9 protein-coding genes are annotated in these 17,382 nt (G+C 69.7%); 5 read left to right on the forward strand and 4 right to left on the reverse strand.

What is annotated here, in order from left to right; all coding sequences use genetic code 11:
* Positions 1 to 95 precede the first annotated feature (95 nt).
* The 4 genes from ACWDVW_RS16920 to ACWDVW_RS16935 all read right to left on the reverse strand — a co-directional run bounded on the left by ACWDVW_RS16920 (position 96) and on the right by ACWDVW_RS16935 (position 4,692).
* Entirely contained in the window at positions 96 to 1,235 is a 1,140-nt protein-coding gene (locus ACWDVW_RS16920) for a glycoside hydrolase family 26 protein (protein WP_449949502.1), read from the reverse strand.
* A complete protein-coding gene (locus tag ACWDVW_RS16925; RefSeq protein ID WP_449949505.1) occupies positions 1,229 to 3,061 on the reverse strand; it encodes a glycosyltransferase family 2 protein in 1,833 nt (610 codons plus the stop codon). Before ACWDVW_RS16925 ends, ACWDVW_RS16920 begins: the two co-directional genes overlap by 7 nt.
* Positions 3,062 to 3,181: 120 nt before the next feature.
* The gene (locus ACWDVW_RS16930; protein ID WP_449949508.1) at positions 3,182 to 3,646 is read right to left on the reverse strand and encodes a hypothetical protein; all 465 of its coding nucleotides are present in this window, start codon (positions 3,644 to 3,646) and stop codon (positions 3,182 to 3,184) included.
* The gene (locus tag ACWDVW_RS16935; RefSeq protein WP_449949511.1) at positions 3,622 to 4,692 is read right to left on the reverse strand and encodes a glycosyltransferase family 39 protein; all 1,071 of its coding nucleotides are present in this window, start codon (positions 4,690 to 4,692) and stop codon (positions 3,622 to 3,624) included. The genes ACWDVW_RS16930 and ACWDVW_RS16935 overlap by 25 nt, the downstream gene beginning before the upstream one ends.
* Before the next feature lie 537 nt (positions 4,693 to 5,229).
* Here ACWDVW_RS16935 and ACWDVW_RS16940 point away from each other — a divergent pair.
* From ACWDVW_RS16940 to ACWDVW_RS16960, 5 genes are all read left to right on the forward strand, one after another.
* Positions 5,230 to 6,621: a glycoside hydrolase family 43 protein gene (locus tag ACWDVW_RS16940; RefSeq protein WP_449949514.1), complete on the forward strand. Its 1,392-nt coding sequence runs from the start codon at positions 5,230 to 5,232 to the stop codon at positions 6,619 to 6,621.
* Positions 6,622 to 6,706: 85 nt separating this feature from the next.
* Positions 6,707 to 9,448: a beta-L-arabinofuranosidase domain-containing protein gene (locus ACWDVW_RS16945; protein WP_449949517.1), complete on the forward strand. Its 2,742-nt coding sequence runs from the start codon at positions 6,707 to 6,709 to the stop codon at positions 9,446 to 9,448.
* A gap of 252 nt (positions 9,449 to 9,700) precedes the next feature.
* The gene (locus ACWDVW_RS16950) at positions 9,701 to 12,679 is read left to right on the forward strand and encodes a family 43 glycosylhydrolase (protein ID WP_449949519.1); all 2,979 of its coding nucleotides are present in this window, start codon (positions 9,701 to 9,703) and stop codon (positions 12,677 to 12,679) included.
* A gap of 125 nt (positions 12,680 to 12,804) precedes the next feature.
* Entirely contained in the window at positions 12,805 to 14,754 is a 1,950-nt protein-coding gene (locus ACWDVW_RS16955) for an immunoglobulin-like domain-containing protein (protein ID WP_449949522.1), read from the forward strand.
* Between the two features lie 95 nt (positions 14,755 to 14,849).
* A complete protein-coding gene (locus ACWDVW_RS16960; protein ID WP_449949525.1) occupies positions 14,850 to 17,261 on the forward strand; it encodes a carbohydrate binding domain-containing protein in 2,412 nt (803 codons plus the stop codon).
* The last annotated feature ends 121 nt before the right edge of the window (positions 17,262 to 17,382 follow it).

Below are 17,382 nucleotides of genomic sequence, written 5' to 3' on the forward strand. Positions count from 1 at the left end.
CCGACGCACCGGGCCGGCACCGCTGGTCGCGGTACCGGCCGGTGTCCCGGTGAGGCACTGTGCGGCCTCGACCCGGTCGAGGGTCAAGCCGCGCCCTAGTCCCCCAGTTCGGTGCGCGGGATCAGGTCGGGCGACCAGGTGAAGCGGTAGCGTTGGTCGGCCACCCCCTCGGCGAATGCCTTGGTGACCGCCGGGGAACTGACGATCCGCCAGTCCCGTTCCTTGTTCACCTCGAACCAGATCAGGCCGATGATGTCCGCGTGGCGCGGCAGCGACCGGAACGTCTCGGTGATCCACTCGGCCTTGCGTCCCACCATGTCGGAGGCAGCGGTCTCGGTGATGACCAACGGCTTGCCGGTGAAGGTGCGGATCTCCTTGATGGTCTCGGCGAAGATCGCGTCGAAGGTGCGGTACTTCGAGAAGGCGCCCATCCCGTAGTAGCCCGACAGCCCCACCCAGTCGACGTACTCGTCGCCCGGGTAGAGGCCGGCGAGGTCCGGCGTCGAACTGCTCCACCTGGCGTTCGGGCTCCACACCCAGATCACGTTCGTGGCACCGGCGGCCTTGAAGAGGTCGTGCACGTGGCGCCAGGCCTCGACGTAGTCGCCCGGCTGGTTGCCGTTGGCCATCTCGCACCACGGGTACCAGTTGCCGTTCATCTCGTGCGCGAACCGGATCGCCACCGGATGCCCGAGCGCCTTGATCCCCTCGGCCCAGGACCGCAGGTACCGGTCGAAGTCGCCGCGGGTGATGTGGGACAACCGGTAGTCGGGCTGGTTCGAGCGCAGCTTGTCGATCTTGTGGCGCTCGGTCCCCTTCTCGCGGGCCTCCTCGTCCAACCGGTAGTCCCACGGTTCCCACGCCAGCATCGGCAGCATGCCGCGGTCGCTGATGCCCTCGAAGAGCGCCGGGTCGAAGGTGTCGGTCGCCCAACCCGAGCCGAAGAGCATGACCTGCGGCTGGTGACGCGCCGCCGCGGTGAAGGCGTCCACCGGCGTGAAGTCGTACGGCCCCTCCTTGGTCGCGACACCGACGAACGTCTTCCCGGCCGGCGGAAAGACCGCCGCCGGCGGCGACACAGCGGGCGACGGAGCGGCGGTCGCCTCGGCGACCAGGGCCCGGGACGGGTCGGGACGCTTCCCCGCACCGTTCATCGGCGCGATCGCGAAGGCGTAGGCCAGCAGGAGCGCACTCAGCAGCGCCACCGTCACCCGTGGCACGGTCAGCCTCACCATGGTGTCCCCGGTTCCACCGCGACCCGGGCCTTCCCCCGGGCCGTCGGCCGGGCGCGCTCCGCCTGCGCGGTGTCGGACGCGGGTACGGCCGGCTCGGTCCGGGCCGTCAGGCTCGACCCGAGTGCGATCAGCGGCGGGCCCAGACCGGTCAGGATGGTCAGGATCGGCCACACCCGGAGCAACGTGAAGTCGTTGTCCAGCGCGAAACTGGCGGCGAGCAGGCCGGCGGCGGCCGCCGCCCAGCACAGGTGCAGGCGAAAGGTGCCCAGCGACTCGGTGGTGCGCAACCGGCCCTTCGCGGTCACCACGAAGCCGAGCTTTCGGCGCAGCAGCGCGCCGAAGCCGGCGGCGACGTAGATCGGACCCGCGAAGAGCGCCAGTGCCATGCCCACCAGGCCGATCTCCTCCCGCTCGTGCGGCGCGATGTTGAATCGGCGCAGCCAGAGCCAGAGCAGAAACCAGGTGCCGATGGTCGAGCCCCAGAGCGCCGACCACACGGCGACGTCGAGTCGGGCCGCGCTGACCCCGGTGAGCAGGTACATGGCCGTCGCGACGTTGCCCAGCAACAGGCTGACCGCCACGCTCGGGTAGTAGAACTGGAGCAGCCGGTACTGCCAGCGCCGCCGGGAGCGCAGTTCACGCGGCGCGCGCAGCCCGGGACGGACCAGGATCTCGCAGATGCCGGCCGCCCAGCGCTTCTGCTGGTTGAAGTAGTCGGCCCAGGACGTCGGACCCTCCCCGATCGCGACCACGTCCGGGGTGTAGACGCCCTTCCACTGGTTCCCCGTCTGCGGATTCCTCGCGGCGTGGATCCGGATGCTGGTCAGGTGGTCCTCGATGATCGAGTCCTGGTAGCCGCCGACGCTGCGCCAGGCCGCCGGGCGGTACAGGTGACCGGTACCGGTGAGCAGCGGCGCGTCCAACCCGTTGCCGCCCCGGGCGATGAGCCCGTTGTACAGGTACTGCTGCACCGAAGCGCCGTGGGCGACCAGGTTCTGGTGCATGTTGCCGTAGACCTGCGGTGTCACCACGAAGGCCACGTCCGGGTCGCGGAAGTAGCCGAGCGTACGTTCCAGGAAGTTCGTCATCGGAACGTGGTCCGGGTCGACGTTGGCGACCACGTCGTACCGGTGCTCGTGCTCGGCCCGCCAGGCGTTGTGGTTGCCGGACTTCGTGCGGGCCCGGAACTCCCCGCTGGGCTGGTTGTACTCCGGCCGTCCGGATCGGCTGAAGTGGCGTACCCCGAGTCGCGCCGCCATCTCCTTCACCGCCGGGTCGTCGCCCTCGTCGAGGATCCAGACGTCGACCCGTCCGCAGTACACGATCTGCCGCATCCGACGCAGGGTCCGCTCGACGACGTCGAGCGGCTCCTTGCTGGGCACGATCGTGGTGAGCAGCGCGACCCGCAGGCCGACCGGCGGATCGACCGGGACCGGGTCCCGGGCGTGGTAGGCGAAGACCCAGACGACCATGTTCTGCGCGAGGCGGATCACCTCGACGCCGACCACCACGCAGAAGCCGAGCCGGGCAGCGGTCGTCTGCCAGGTGCCGAGCCCGGTCACGTCCGACCCCGGCACGTGTCCGGGGAGCAGCAGCCAGCCGACGAGCAGCAGGCCGGCCGCGCTGTTGAGCAGCACCAGCAGCGTCAGCATCAACCGCGCGGCGGGCGAGAGTACGTGCCGGAACTCGACGGCCGCCTGCGGATCCCGGGGCGCGACCAGCGGTCCGGCGACCGCCCGGCATCTCGCGTAGGCCAGCCGGGCCCGGATGTTGAGCTGGCGACGGTCCGGACGTCGGGCGGGTGGCGGTCGGTCCGGAGCGTCCACCGGGGATCCACCTCCGGGGCTCGCTTTCGGTGTGGTTCGAGACAGGCGTGTGTCGACGACGACGCCCACGTTGCCTCCCAAGGCTCCGGCCACCGAGGCGGCCACGAAGAACACGAAGAGTTACAGTTGGTCCCGTTCGCTCACGAGCAACGCCAACGTGAGGCCGGTGGGTCGCCAGACCTGCGCCACCTGATACCGGGTGCGTAGCAGTTGTTCCTTGGCACCGCCGAGGGCGTGCACCGGGTCGGTCCGCTCGCCGAGTCGGACCACCCACAGTCGCCGGGTACCGGTCAGGCACCCGGCCACGTCGGCACATTCGGCGACCGGAAGCCGGCTGCGGAGGTGTCGCGGACCGGCGGCGAGGACGTCCTGCGGCCGCCGGTCGGCCGGCAGGTAGTGCGCCACCACGTGCCGGCCGACCCACCCGCCCTCCGGATCGGCGGACTCGTAGACCACCCCGTCGCCGGGTTGCAGTCGGCCGTCGATGATCTCCGCGAGCTGCCGGGTGGCCTGCTCGTGCCCGTCGGGCTCCCGCCCCGCGACCTGGATCGGCGCGCCGATCACGGCGATCGCCGCCACCACCACCGCAGGCGCACCCTGGCGAGGGCCGCCGCACCGAGCGTGGCCCACGCGGGCAGCGTGAAGAGCATGAACTGCGGCAGCCAGACCGGTGCCACCTGCGCGACGATCAGCAAGCCGAGCGGCGGCACCACCGCCCAGGTGGTGTAGATGGCGGCGGGGTAGCGCATCGGCAGGCTGAACAGCGCCAGCGCGAGCAGCACCACCCCCAGCGCGGTGACACCGAACAGTTCCCTGGGGGTCGCGGCAAGCGCGTCCAGGCTCGGGCTCGACAACCTCGGCAGCCGGCCGCCCTGCACGATCGCGTGCCACAGCAGCCCGGCGGCGGGCAGCACGCCGACGCCCGCCGCGACGAGCCATCGCCCGGTCACGGCACGCCGGAAGGCGAACACCGTCCAGCCGTGACCGACGAGCAGCAGGAGCGCGATCACGTTGCACAGACCCAGCACCACCACCGACGCGGCGTAGAGCGCGAGACGTCCGAACCTCGGCCGGTCGACGGCCGACTGGAGCAGCCAGGAGGCGAGCACCGCGGCGAGCAGGGTCAACGCGTACGGCTGGGCCTCCTGCGCGTACCGGGCCGAGGTCGGCAGCAGGGCGAAGACGACGCCCGCCAGCACGCCGGTGCCCGGCGTGAACAGCCGGGCCGCCATCGCCCCGACGAGCGCCGCCGCCCCGGTCATGGCCAGGATCGAGGGTCCGCGCAGCGCGAGGTCGGAGGTGCCGAAGACCTCCGCCCAGCCCCGCACCAGCAGGTGGTACGGCACCACGGTGACGTCGACCGCGCGGAGCAGGGACCAGGTGTCCCGCCAGGACGACGCGGCGCTGCCCCAGGTCGCGAGTTCTTCCAGTCGCAGGCCGGGTGCGCCGGCCCGCACCGTGCCGAGCGCGCCCATCAGCAGCGCCGGCAGCAGCCATGCGGCAACCCGCCACCAGCGGGTGTCGGTCACCGGCCGGACCGGGCCGCCGTCCCGGCCCTCCCCCCAGGGGTCCTCGTCGCCGGCCTCCGGCGACGCGAGCCGGGGCAGGACGATGGTGTCGGCGTCCCTCATCGTGCCCTCACACATCTGGCATGGGTTCCGTCGTCCAGGAGCGTATTGAGCGGAATTCACCACGAGGTCGTTATGCCACAAAAACCGCCAAAACGGTATCGGAGCCCCAAAGAACGCAATCAGCCCCGGCAACCGGTCGGCGCCGCCGGTAAGATGTCGCCTCGCGCGGCTGCCGCACCAGACCCGGACGGCGGACGAATGCCGGGCTTCGGCGCCCGCCAACCCGAGGCTTGCGCGCCCGTTAACCGCATCGTACTGTTAGCGATAACATCGACATCGGCGCATAACACAGTCGAAACCTCAGGCCCGTGGAGACGGGCGAGGGCCGCCCATCGCCGCAGGCAGCACACGATGCACCGCCCGTGTGACGAGGGCCCACCACGGCTCCGCCCACTCCCCCGCGCCGAGGTCTCGACGCCTCGACCTCCCGCGGCGACACGGTCTCAACGCACGCCACCGCCTGGGCTCAAGGGCCGCTCCCAGTCCTTGACGTGCCGGAGTCACATCCCCGTCCCCACCCTCAGAAAGGTCAGCACGATGGCTCTGACTCGACGAGCATTCACGCTGGGCGCGATCGCCACCGCCGGGCTCACCGCCTCCGGCCTGGCGATCAATCCGCAGGCCGCATCGGCAGCCACCTACACCGCATACCTGAAGACGTACTTCACCGAGTCACCGAACCAGTCGGCGGCCAACTACGGCCTGCACCTCGCGGTCAGCCGGGACGGCCTGAACTGGTCCCCGCTCAACCAGAACAACCCGGTCGTCACCCCGACCGCCGGTGACCTGGGACTGCGCGACCCGTTCATCTTCCGCAAGCAGGACGGCACCTTCGTGGTCGTCGCCACCGACCTGTTCGGGCTCAACTTCGGCCGCAACAGCCAGTACCTGCACGTCTGGGACTCGACCAACCTGACCAGCTTCACCGGGTACCGACGGATCCAGATGCACACCTACGCCAACGTGCACACCTGGGCGCCGACGGTGTTCTGGGACGCCGGACGCGGCCAGTACGCCATCGTCTACTCGGCCAACACCACCACGGACCTGTTCCTGGTGAACTACACCAGCGACTTCCGCACCGTCAGCGCGCCGCAGACCTACTTCAGCCCCGGCTTCCCGGTGCTCGACGCCGACATCCACGTCGACGGTGGTGTGACGTACATGTACTACAAGAACCTGTCCAACGGGAACCTGTACGGCGCCCGGTCGAACACCGGCGCCCCGAACAGCTTCACCACCTACACCAGCGGACTGCGGCAGGGCAACGCGATCGAGGGCGCCCACCTGCTCAAGCGCAACGACGGGTCGGGCTGGTGGCTCTGGGGTGACTCGTTCAGCCCGGTCAACAACGACTTCTACCTCTGGGGCACGAGCAACATCGGCGCCAACTCGTGGTCGGTGCTCAACCAGCGCGACTACACACCCCCGCTGAACTCCAAGCACGGCTCGATCGTCGGCATCACCGAGGCCGAGTACAACGGCGTGGTCAGCCGTTGGGGCCTGCCGAACTGGGTCCGGTTGAAGTCCTGGAACCTGCCCGACTACTTCGTGCGGCACTCCAACCGGGCGATCCGCATCGACCCGTACCCGTTCGACCCGCACCGCGACCAGATGTGGCGGATGGTGCCCGGCCTCGCCGACTCGGCCGGGGTGTCCTTCGAGTCGATCAACGTGCCCGGCAGCTTCCTGCGGCACAGCGGATACGTGGCCCGCCTCGACCCCAACGACAACAGCGCGACCTTCCGCGCCGACGCCACGTTCTACCGCACCGCCGGGCTGGCCGACGGCGCGTGGTCGTCGTTCCGCTCGTACAACTTCCCCACGTACTACCTGCGCCACGCCGGTTACGTGCTGCGCATCGACCCGCTCAGCTCGTCCTCCAGCGCCGCCGACCGTCAGGACGCCACCTTCCGGGTCACCTCGTAATGCCGTCCGGACGGTGGCCGGGCCGTCGCCCCGGCCCGGCCACCGTCCGCCCGAGTCGCTCCCGTCCCCGCACCCGGAGGCCGTGATGCCCCACCCGTCCCTCAATCGTCGCCACCTTCTCCAGGCCGCCGGCGTGGCGGCCGTCGCCGGCACGATCGGCCCCGTGCTGCGCGGCCAGGCCGCCGGTGCGGCGATCCCACCGGCCCGGCCCGACATCGGCGTCTCCGCGTACGCCTTCGACGCGGGTCAGGTGCGGCTGACCGCCAGTCGCTGGCTGGACAACCAGAACCGGACGCTGAACTACCTGCGCTTCGTGGACGTGAACCGGCTGCTCTACAACTTCCGCGTTAACCACCGCCTCTCCACCGGCGGCGCGGCGGCGCTCGGCGGCTGGGAGGCGCCCACCTTCCCGTTCCGGACCCACTCCCAGGGGCACTTCCTGACCGCCTGGGCGCAGATGTGGGCCGTGCTGGGCGACACCACGTGCCGCGACAAGGCCAACCTGATGGTGGCCGAACTGGCCAAGTGCCAGGCCAACAACGCGGCGGCCGGATTCACCACCGGATACCTCTGCGGTTATCCCGAGTCCGACTTCACCGCCGTGGAGAACCGCACCCTCAGCAACGGCAACGTGCCGTACTACACCATCCACAAGACCATGGCCGGGCTGCTCGACGTGTGGCGGCACATCGGCAACACCCAGGCCCGCGACGTGCTGCTGGCGCTCGCCGGCTGGGTCGACTGGCGCACCGGACGGCTCAGCTCCACCCAGATGCAGGCCATGCTGGGCACCGAGTTCGGTGGCATGAACGCGGTGCTGACCGACCTGTACCAGCAGACCGGTGACGGGCGCTGGTTGACCGCCGCCCAGCGCTTCGACCACGCCGCCGTGTTCAACCCCCTCGCCGCCAACTCCGACCAGCTCAACGGGCTGCACGCCAACACCCAGATCCCGAAGTGGATCGGCGCGGCCCGCGAGTTCAAGGCCACCGGCACCACCCGGTACCGCGACATCGCCAGCAACGCCTGGAACCTCACCGTCAACACGCGCACGTACGCGATCGGCGGCAACAGCCAGGCCGAGCACTTCCGCGCGCCGAACGCCATCGCCGGGTACCTGCGCAACGACACCTGCGAGCACTGCAACACGTACAACATGCTCAAGCTGACCCGGGAACTGTGGCTGCTCGACCCGAACCGCGTCGCGTACTTCGACTTCTACGAGCGGGCCCTGCTCAACCACCTGATCGGCGCCCAGAACCCGGGCGACAACCACGGTCACGTCACCTACTTCACGCCGCTGCAACCGGGTGGCCGTCGGGGGGTCGGCCCGGCGTGGGGCGGCGGCACCTGGAGCACCGACTACAACTCCTTCTGGTGCTGCCAGGGCACCGGCCTGGAGAGCAACACCACGCTGATGGACGCGATCTACTTCCACAACGGCAGCACCCTGACGGTGAACCTGTTCATGCCGTCGGTGTTGACCTGGTCGCAGCGCGGCATCACGGTCACCCAGTCCACCAGCTTCCCGGCCGGCGACACCACCACGCTGACCGTGACCGGCAGCGTCGGCGGGTCGTGGACGATGCGGATCCGCATCCCGGCGTGGACGCAGGGCGCCACGGTCAGCGTCAACGGCACGGCACAGAACATCGCCACCACGCCCGGCACGTACGCCGCCCTCACCCGCACCTGGACCTCGGGTGACACGGTGACCGTACGCCTGCCGATGCGGGTGGTGCTGGAGCCGACCAACGACAACCCGACCGTCTCGGCGCTGCGGTACGGCCCGGCGGTGCTCTCCGGCAACTACGGCAACACCGCGCTGTCGGCGCTGCCCGCCCTGGTGGCCGGCTCGGTGACCCGGACCAGCAGCACCGCGCTCACCTTCACCGCGACCGCCAACGGGTCCACCGTCAACCTGATCCCGTTCTATGACGCGCACGGCCACAACTACACCGTCTACTGGAGCACCGGCGGCTCGGGCGGCACCGGCGATGCGACGTTCCGGCTGGTCAACGCCGCCAGCGGACTGGTGCTCGGGGTCGAGAACATGTCCACCGCCGACGGCGCTCCCGCCCTGCAGTGGGGCGACACCGGCACCGCCGACCACAACTGGCAGCTCGTGGTCGACGGCGCGACGGTGCGGTTCCGCAACGCCAACAGCGGCAAGGTGCTCGGTGTGCAGGACATGTCGACCGCCGACAACGCCCAGGTCCTGCAGTGGGGCGACACCGGCACGGCCGACCACCGGTGGACGGTGGTGGACTCCGGCGACGGGTCCCACAAGATCCGAAACGGACACACCGGCAAGCTGCTGGCCGTCCTCAACGGTTCGACCGCCCAGGGCGCGCGGGTGGTGCAGGACCCGGACAACGGCACGCCGGACAACCAGTGGCGGTTCCTGCCCAACGGCGCGCGGCGGATCCAGAACCTGGCCAGCGGCATGGTGCTGGGCGTGCAGAACATGTCCACCGCCGACGGTGGCCTGGTGATCCAGTGGGGCGACACCGGCACCGCCGACCACCTCTGGACCGCGCTCGTGGACAGCAACGGCTACCTGCGGTTCCGCAACTCGCACAGCGGCAAGGTGCTGGGCCTGGAGAACAGCGGCACCGGCGCCGGCACGCGGGTGGTGCAGTGGGCCGACAACGGCACGGCGGCCAACCGCTGGCGACTGCGGTACGGCTCGGGCGGCGCCTTCCGGATCCAGTCCGGCAACGGCGGACGGGTTCTCGGCGTCAGCGGTTCCTCGTCCGCCCAGGGGGCGCAGATCGTGCTCGCCGACGACAACGGCGGCAACGCCAATCTCTGGCGGTTCGTCTAGCCAGAAACAGGGTGGGGTGTCGAGGGCGGAGCCGACCCGCCCTCGACATTCCGGGGCGCCGGACTGGTGGGAGCGCACCCACGAGGCATCGACGACGGTGTTACGTGGACATTTCAGGCGAGTATCGCGGAAACTCTTGACGATCCATGTTAACGCTAACAAGCTAGGGGCCCCCGTCACCTCGCTTCTGGAGTTCGTATGCAGGTGTTCGTCGGCTCCCGCACGCCCCGCCTCCGATCCCTCGTCAGTCGGATGAACATCGACACCATCCTCGCCCCGTTCCGGCAGCTCAGCAGCGCAGTCGCCGGTCGACGGGCCACCGCCCTCACCGCGACCGCCGCGCTGCTCGGCGCCGGACTGGTCACCACCGGCGGCACCGCACAGGCCGCCGAGCCCTGGTCGCCCCGGTCGTCGTACACCTCGACCGACCGGGGCGACGGCACCTACACGGTGCCGTTGTTCCGAGCCGACGTGCCGGACATCGGCGTCGAGCGGGTGCCGGCCGCGGAGAACGCCGAGGGCCGGGACATCTACTACATGATCAGCACCACCATGCACCTGAGCCCGGGTGCACCCATCATGAAGTCGTACGACCTGGTGAACTGGGAGATCGTCAACTACGTCTTCGACCGGGCGAGCATCGGCGACTCGTTCTCCCTGCGCAACGGCCAGAACTCGTACGGCCAGGGTCAGTGGGCGTCGTCGCTGCGCTACCACGACGGCATGTTCTATGTCGCCTTCAACACCAACAACCTCGGCGGCGCCTACATCTATCGCACCGACGACATCGAGAACGGCGCGTGGCAGCGCACGGCCCTCGGTCGGGGCCTGCACGACCCGTCGCTCTTCTTCGACCACGACGGCACGGCGTACATCTTCTATGGCAACGCGAACATCAGCGCGGTGCGGCTGAACTCCGAGCTGACCGCCATCGTGCAGGACTACCCGAACGTCTTCACCGCGAGCAACTACGCGGGCCAGCCCTTCATCGGCGGCCTCTTCGAGGGCGCCCAGTTCTACTACATCAACGGCTACTACTACGCGGTCATCATCACCTGGCCCTCCGGCCAGGGACGCCAGGTCGTCATGCTCCGTTCGCCGGAACTGCTCGGGCGCTACACCTCCGAGGGCGGGGTGAACACCTACGAGGCGCGCGGAGTGCTCAACTCCAACGGCTTCGCGCAGGGCAGCCTCGTGCCGATCGCCCGGGAGGGCGGCCGGACCGACTGGCACGGAATGTTCTTCCGGGACACCTTCCCGATCGGGCGCATCCCGGCGCTGATCCCGGCGACCTGGTCCGAGGACGGCTGGCCGACCTTCGGCAACAACGGCGTGGTGCCGGTCGAGGGTCCCTTCGCCAAGCCGATCGCGCTCAGTCCCGAGCAGGAGCGGTTCGAGCGGCAGAAGTCCATCGTGGTCTCGGACGACTTCGCCAACGACGCGCCGCACAAGGCGTACATGGACGAGGAGTGGACCATCCCGGCGGCGCCTGACATCGACGAGTCGCTGCTCGGTGTGCAGTTGCTGGAGAACGCCGGTTTCGAGGCCGGCGCGGTGTCGCCCTGGGCCGCCCAGTTCGGCGCGACGCTGGCGCTGGACACCGCCGACCCGGCCGCCGGCTCGTCGGCGCTGAAGGTCAGCAACCGCACGGTCAACGGCTCCGGCCCGAACCAGTTCCTCAACGGCAAGATGCAGCACGGCGTGACCTACACCGTGTCGGCGAAGGTCAAGTACACGTCGGGCCCGAGCAGAGTGCGGTTCAACCTGGCCGCGGACTGGGGCTCGGGCGTGCAGGTGATGACGTTCGCGAACGTCCCGGTCGGGCAGTGGACGACCATCACCGGCCAGTACACCGTGCCGGCCACCGCGAACCTGAACAACTTCAAGTTCGCCGTGGAGACGCCGTGGGCCAACCCGCAGCCGGCGTCCTCCAGCGTCGAGTATCTGATCGACGACGTCTCGATCGTCGGGCAGCCGCTCACCACCGAGCACCCGACCGAGGCCGAGATCAAGCCCAACGGATCGCGGCTGGACATGGCCTGGGAGTGGAACCACGCGCCGGACAACCGCTACTGGTCGCTGACCGACCGGGAGGGCTGGCTGCGGCTGACCACCGGCAAGGTGGTCACCGGCAACTACGTCTACACCAAGCTCTCCAACCGCGCCGAGCTGGCCTGGTTCGAGGAGGCCCGCAACACGCTGTCGCAGCGGACGTTCGGGCCCCGGCAGTCCGCCGAGACCCGGATGGACATCTCCCGGATGAAGGACGGAGATGTCGCCGGCCTGGCCGCCTACAACCGGGGCTTCTCGTACGTGGCGGTCAAGCGTGCCGGCGGGGTCAACACGCTCGGCGTGGTCAACCGGGGACAGCCGTTCGCCGTCGACCTGGACCAGGCGACGTTGGAGAACTTCCTCCCCGGCACGACGGTGTCGCTCGGCGACGCGACCGAGGTGCACGTGAAGGCGGACCTCGACTTCGCCTCGCCGACCGGGCAGCTCTGGACGACGTTCTACTACAGCCTGGACGGGGTGACCTGGACGCAGTTGGGCAACCGCGTGGGTCCGCAGACGCTGGACGGCAGCCTGGCCCACTTCATGGGGCACCGGGTCGGCCTGTTCAACTACGCGACCCAGCAGACCGGTGGTCACGTCGATTTCGACCACTACCTGCTCAGCGACACGCTCACCGCGCAGAACCGGCCGCTGAACACCGGAGAGTTGGACGCCGCCATCGCGTACGCGGCGACGCTCGACGAGTCGGCGTACCCGGCCGACGCCTGGGCGGCCATGCGTGCCACCCTGACCGCCGCCACGGCGGCCCGTGCCGGCACGTTCGGCACCCAGAACCAGATCGACGCACCGGAACGGGCTCTGAGCTTCCAGTTGGCCCGGCTCGGGGTGCTGCGCAGCGACGAGCCCGAAGTGCCGGCGACGGTGACCGCACAGGCGCGGTGCGTCGCCGGTAAGGCGTTCGTTGCGGTGCAGGCCCGCAACGACCACGACGCGCCGGTCCGGGTCGTGCTGGAGACGGCCTACGGCGACCGGTCGGTCGCCGACGTCGCGCCGGGCGGCAACGCCTTCCAGCAGTTCGCCACCCGGGCCGCCTCGGTTCCAGACGGCACGGCGACCGTCCGGGTCACCGGCACGGTCGGCGGCACGGACGTGACGACCGTTCGCACCGTGGAATACCCGGGCCTCAACTGCGCCGCCGACCCGCGCCGGGCGCAGTGACGGCCATGACAGGGAGTACTCGCTTGAAAGGTCGAACAGCGCACACATCCCGATGGGGGCGGCACCTCGCGCTGTCGTCGACAGTCACGGTGGTCGCCGTGGGTCTGATCGCAGGGGGTGCTCCGGTGGCAGCCGCAGGCGGTTCCTCCGCTGACGGTCCCGCGACGCAGGCGTTGGACCAGATCACGATTCCCCACGCCGACGACGTCCGGGGCAACGTGACCCTGCCGACGACGGTGGCGGCGGTGCCGGACTCGGTGGTCGAGTGGAGCTCGTCCGCCCCCGACATCGTCTCCGACCAGGCGCAGGGGCCGATCGCGGCGGGTGTCGTGAAGCGACCGCCGGCCGGCGCGCAGCCGGCGGCGGTCACCCTGACGGCCTGCGCCACGGTCGGTGCCGACGAGGCGTGCCGCGCCTTCGAACTCACGGTGCGGCCCACGGTGGAACTCGCCGAGTTCTCCCGCTACGGCATGGCGAACTTCGCGCGGTCCAACAATCATCTCGGACAGCAGATCTACATGGCGACCAGCGTCGGCAACGACGCGACCCGCTGGGTGGCCGTCAACAACGGGGACATCGTGCTGCAGTCCACCAAGGGCATGCACGCGGTGCGGGACCCCTCCATCGTCCGCTCACCCGAGGGCGACAAGTTCTATCTCGTCGCCACCGACCTCAACGTCAACGGCAACGCGTACGGGTGGCGTGGTTGGGACTGGGCGCAGAGCGGCGCCAGCCGCTACATCGAGGTGTGGGAATCCACCGACCTGCGCACCTGGTCGGAGCAGCGGCACGTGCTGGTCGCGCCACCGGAGGCGGGCATGACCTTCGCTCCGGAGGCGATCTGGGACCCGGCCATCGAGGCGTACGTCGTGTACTGGACGTCGTCGATGTATCCCACCGGGTCCTACTTCACCACCGACCGCAACGACCCGAACGGCCGTTTCCCGCTGACCAGGAACCAGACCCTCTACACCACGACGCGTGACTTCGTCACGTTCACCCCGGCCCGGACGATGAGCAATCGGCCCCACCACGGGACGCTCGATGCCGCCATCATCAAGGACGAGGCGGACGGCTCCTACCACCGGTTGGTCACCGACCGCACGTCCACCGGTCCCGGGACGACGAAGTACGTCCCCTCCTGTCCTTCCGAGGACATCTACCAGGAGCGGGCGACGTCGATTCTCGCGCCAGAGGACGAGTGGGAGCTCGTGTCGAGCTGCATCACCCACTCGACGATGAACACCAGGTACGCCGAGGCACCGCTGCTGGTGCCGGCGAACCCCGGGGACCCGCGTGGGTCCGGCTACTACATGTACGTCGACCAGCAGTGGGCCGGCGCGCCCTCGGGCAACTACATGGAGCAGCAACTCCACCCGTACTGGACCGACGATCTCTCGTCCGGCGAGTGGACGCCCATCGACTGGGGGCAGAAGCCGAACTACAACCTGTCGCTGGGGGTCATCCGGCACGGCAGCGTCTTCGCGTTGACCCAGGCGGAACATGCCGCCCTGCGCGGGGCGGACCTGTCGTCGGTCTCCGTGCGCACGGCGCCGGGCAAGACCAGCTACACCGTCGGCGAGGAGCTCGACCTGACCGGCCTGGTGGTCACGGCCGACTACACCGACGGCGTACGCGACGAGGATCTGTTCCCCGGCTACGGCGGGTACTCGGTGTCGGGATACGACCCGAGCGTCCCGGGAGAACAGACGGTGACGGTGTCGTACACGGTGGTCGACGTGACCAGAACCGCCTCGTTCACCGTCGACGTCGTCGGTCCGCAGGTACCGGTCACGGTGACGGCGCAGGCGCGCTGCGTCGGCGGTAAGGCGTACCTGGCGGTGCAGGCCCGCAACGACCACGACGCGCCGGTGGACGTGGTGCTGGAGAGCGCCTACGGCCAGCGGTCGGTCCCGAACGTGGCGCCGGGTGCCCACGCGTTCCAGCAGTTCTCCACCCGGACCGCGTCCGTCCCGGCCGGAACGGCGACCGTCCGGGTCACCGGCACGGTCGACGGCACGGGCGTGACGACGGTCCGCCACGTGGAGTACCCCGCCGCTACCTGCGGCGGCTGACACCACCTCCGATCCGCCCCGGAGCCGGGTTCCCATGCCGGCTCCGGGGCCGGGATGAACGTCCCTGCCCGTCACCACCACAAGGAGGACACCTCGTGACACCGCGTCCACGAACGGGTACCCGACGACGGGTCGCCGCGATCGCGACGGCCGGCGTGATGCTGGCCGGATTCGTCGCGGCGGCACCGGTCCAGGCCGCCGACACGAATCTCGTCGTCAACGGCGGGTTCGAGAACGGCCTGGCGAACTGGTTCGTCAACAACGGCAACGCCACCGACAGCGCGACGCTCTCCCCCACCACCGACGCCTACGCGGGGTCGAGCGCGGTGCGGGTCACCAACCGGGCGACCACCGGATCCGGCCCGATGCAGGACCTCTCCGGCAAGGTCCAGGCCGGACAGACGTACACCCTGAGCGCCCGGATCAGGTACGACAACGCGGCCTCGCCCGCCACGAAGCAGTTCTTCGCCACCATGCACTACGGCGGCTCCACCTACACCAACCTGGTCAGCGTGACCGCGAACCGGGGTCAGTGGGCCCAGTTCAACGGGCAGTTCACCATCCCGGCGAGCCAGGGTGTCTCGACGGCGCGCCTGTTCTTCGAGACGCCGTGGACGAGCAACCCGGCCGCCGACCCCAACCTGCACCTGATGGACTTCACGCTCGACGACGTGTCGGTGGTCGGCGCCGCGCCGCCTCCGCCGCCGTCGAAGACCATCGAGGTGGTCGGCAAGCTGCCCGGTGAGCACAACCCCTTGATCGGGCACAAGTTCGGCGCCGACGGGTACGGCTTCGTCCACGACGGCCGGGTCTACATGTACATGACCAACGACACCCAGGGGTACGCCCCGGACCCGGTCACCGGCATCTCGCCGGGGATCAACTACGGCCACATCAACCAGATCACCGTGATCTCCACGACCGACATGGTGAACTGGACGGACCACGGCGAGGTCCAGGTCGCGGGTCCGAACGGCGTGGCGCCGTTCACCAACAACTCGTGGGCGCCCGGCATGGCCAAGCAGGTGGTCAACGGCCAGGAGAAGTTCTTCCTCTACTACGCCAACGGCGGCGGCTCCAGCAACGTGATCACCGGTGCGTCGCCGGTCGGCCCGTGGACCAGTGAGCGCACCAGCACGCTGATCGACGCCCGCACCCCCGGCACCGAGGGCGTGGCCTGGAGGTTCGACCCGGCGCCGCTGGTGGACGACGACGGCGAGGCGTACCTCTACTTCGGTGGCGGTCCCGCGTCGACCACCATGCCGGCGGCCGAGCGGTTCAACAACCCGAAGAACCTGCGGTCGATCAAGCTCGGCGACGACATGGTGTCGACCGAGGGTTCGGCGGCGGTCGTGGACGCCCCGGTGGCCTTCGAGGCGGCCCAGGTGTTCAAGCGCGAGGGCAAGTACTACCTGTCGTACTCGTCGCACTTCGGCGGGAGTGACTTCGGTGGTCCCCAGACGCCGCTGCCCGGTTACCCCGGCGGCGGCCAGATCGGCTACATGATCTCCGACGACCCGATGGTCTGGCCGAAGGAGACCTACGCGGGTGTGTTGTTCCCGAACCAGTCGCAGTTCTTCGGCGCCGGCACCGGCGGCAACAACCACCAGTCGGTCTTCGAGTACGAGGGCAAGTACTACTTCACGTACCACGGCCCGACGCTGAACAAGCGCATCAACGGCAACACCACCCAGGGCTACCGCAGCCCGCACATCCAGGAACTGAGCTTCAACCAGGACGGCACCATCCAGCAGGTGGTGGGCACCTACGCCGGTGTCGACCAGGTCCGGAACTTCGACCCGTACCGGGTGTTCGAGGCGGAGACCTTCGGCTGGAGCAAGGGCATCGCGACCGCGAAGGTCGACGGCGGGTCCGCCCAGTTCGGCGCCGAGGCACCCAACCTGGTCGTCCGCGACATCGACAACGGCGACTGGACCGCGCTCTCCTCGGTCGACTTCGGTGCCGGCGCCAAGAGCCTCACCGCCAAGGTCCGGCCGCTGGTGGCCGGCGGGTCGATCCAGCTCCGGCTCGGTGACGTGGCCGCGCCGGTGGTGGCCACCATCCCGGTCGACGGGACGATCGGCGAGTGGACGGAGCTCAGCACCGCACTCGACGGCGTGACGGGCGTGCACGACGTGTACTTCACCTACGCGGGACCGGCGGGCGCCGACCTGTTCGAGATCGACACCTGGGCCTTCGAGGCGGCCACCGCCGAACTGCCGGTGACCGTCAGCGCGCAGACGCGGTGCGTCGGCGGCAAGGCGTACGTGGCGGTGCAGGCCCGCAACGACCACGACGCGCCGGTGAACGTGGTGCTGGAGAGCGCGTACGGGCAGCGGTCGGTGTCGGCCGTCGCGCCGGGTGCGAGCGCGTTCCAGCAGTTCACCACCCGGACGGCCGCAGTGCCGGCGGGTACGGCGACCGTCCGGGTCACCGGGTCGATCGACGGCAGGGACGTGACGACCGTCCGCACTGCCGAACACGCCGCCGCCACCTGCGGTAGCTGATCATTCCCACTTGTCGATCACGAGAAACACGGAGAAGCAGATGAGAACAGACAATCGGAAGCGGTTGCTGGCGGCGGGTGCCGCCGGGGCCTTGCTGGTCGGGTCGGTGGCGATGGCCGCG

It is taken from the genome of Micromonospora sp. NPDC003241 (assembly GCF_053589795.1).